1 protein-coding gene is annotated in these 2,107 nt (G+C 37.8%); it reads left to right on the forward strand.

The window, feature by feature from the left end; genetic code table 11:
* Positions 1–436 precede the first annotated feature (436 nt).
* Positions 437–1,126, forward strand: a complete 690-nt coding sequence (locus ACFO8Q_RS09365) for an HAD family hydrolase (RefSeq protein WP_380025509.1) — start codon at positions 437–439, stop codon at positions 1,124–1,126.
* Positions 1,127–2,107: the final 981 nt, after the last annotated feature.

Below are 2,107 nucleotides of genomic sequence, written 5' to 3' on the forward strand. Positions count from 1 at the left end.
AGTAGGCAATTAGATGCCTCCATCGCGATTGTTGGGGTGATTTGAAAAAGTCAAGAGGAAAATTTGTTCGTACTCCTGTTTTGGGGGTGAAACAATAAATGGCCCTAGTCAAGAGACTAGAGCCTGTAAGGAAATTTTAATTCCGAGAGTCTTAGTAAGTGAGATATGGAGGGGACTCACGGTCGATGGATCGTGGGTCTTATTTTGCTCAATTTTATCTTGAAAAATTTGTAATGATATGTCAGAATTTACAGGTAGGCTTCGAATCTGGAATAGTTTCGTCGCCAGAGACCGAATTTTAATTGGAGTGTTAGTTTGAAGCCTGAACTGCTCATTTTTCCGACATTATGCTTTTGTATGAAATTATACGCATGAATTATGGTTTTAAATTCATAATAATTTGACACTCTTATCTGGTTGGAAAGGGCTGGTAATTTTGTACACGATATTCACAGATTTTAGCTACATAGATGAGCTGATAGAGAATGGTGTGGAGTATGCTGTGATCGATGTAGATAATACCATAGCACAGTCAAGTGCAACTGATCTGGGATTAACCATCAAAAAAGAACAAATTTCAAATAAAATCTTGTGGCTGCTTTGGGTGTGTTTATTTGCTATTCAAATCCCGTTTTTTTATTTGATTGACTTCTTTAATCGAGATTTTTTATTGAAGGTAGTTATGAAAAAATACCACAGTTTTTCGTTGAGTAAGATAGAAAAATCAGCAGAAGAACTATTTGAAAAAAAACTCAAGAAGCAGTTTATCATGTTTACCCATGATCTAATATTCCACTTGAAAAAGAAAGGTGTAAAGGTAGTTTTACTTTCTCACAATATAGAACCTCTCATAAAGAAATATGCTAAATATTTTGATGTACCTTATGTTTGCCTTTCAGTCAAACCAAATGGTAATCGTTGTGAAGTCGATTTAAGCAACTTGGCTGATTTTAAGCTTCGAGAGATCCAGAAATATGATCCTTCGAAGACAATTGCAATCGGGGATTCTAAACATGATTTTCCAGTACTTAACTACGTGAAATATCCAATCGTGGTTTGTCACAAAAAAGAAAAGTGGATAGATAAGCTTCAAAATGAACCTTTGATTATTCCGATAAATAAGTAATGGAGAGAGGAGGAAGGATTAATGATACTCGTATTAGTTATTGCGTAGATAGTAGCATTCGTGTTAATCCTTACCGACTCCAAGACAGACTATATTTGCTATGCGGCCTTTTGTTTATTTACTGGAGGATGTGCTGCGATTAGCCGAATTGTTATGGATATAGCTCCGCCTTTTTTGGAAACAAACCACTTAGTAGACTCAACCGTCTGGTCAAAGCAATGAGCTCGGCTTACAACACTAGCTGCACCTAAATCGGAGTCGTTCGAGTTAGGCGCAAGTGGAAAAAGTACGCCAGATGATCACTTGGCGTACTTTCTATCAGAAAACCGCTAAAACAACCACGATTGTGAATCAGTTGTTTTTATTTGCTTTCGAATGCCTTTTTACAAAATACTTTCGACAGAGGTCTCCAGAACCGAGCTTCGAAAGCATTGTATAAAAGCTGCAGCCAGCTTTAAAAACGCTTAGCAAATACCAGGTTTTACGGGGTATGCTGGAACAAGCAAGAAGAATAGCACAAATATAATCAAAAATACAACGGCCCATCGAGTATAGGCACCAAAGCATCCGTAAAGGCCTAGATCACCCATAGTTTAAGCCTCCTTTCCTTCTCCTATACCTAGATAATTCAGGATTAGACGTTGTTGCCACGGACATCCACCCAGGTTATTGGCCTATTTATCAGCGGGAGTGGAAAAGTTTTTAATCATGTTTTCAAAAACGAAAGAAAATAAAAGATTGAGTCATAATGTAGAGTTATAATTTGCGTAGAGTGCATTTTTTGTTTTTCTTTGTTAAACAAATAAGATTGTAGTGAACCCAAAGGACATGGTAGTATAGCACTTGTCGCCGCAAGACGGCGGCAACGAGAAGAAGATTTGCAACAAACATTCGTTCTTTGCACCGCAAGGGTGCAAGTAACGCTAAGGCGCTAAAGCGCCAAGTCGTTCTTTGAAAACTGAATCGTGTAGGGAGCTAGGA

This window comes from Effusibacillus consociatus (assembly GCF_042652925.1).
Lineage (GTDB): Bacteria > Bacillota > Bacilli > Tumebacillales > Effusibacillaceae > Effusibacillus > Effusibacillus consociatus.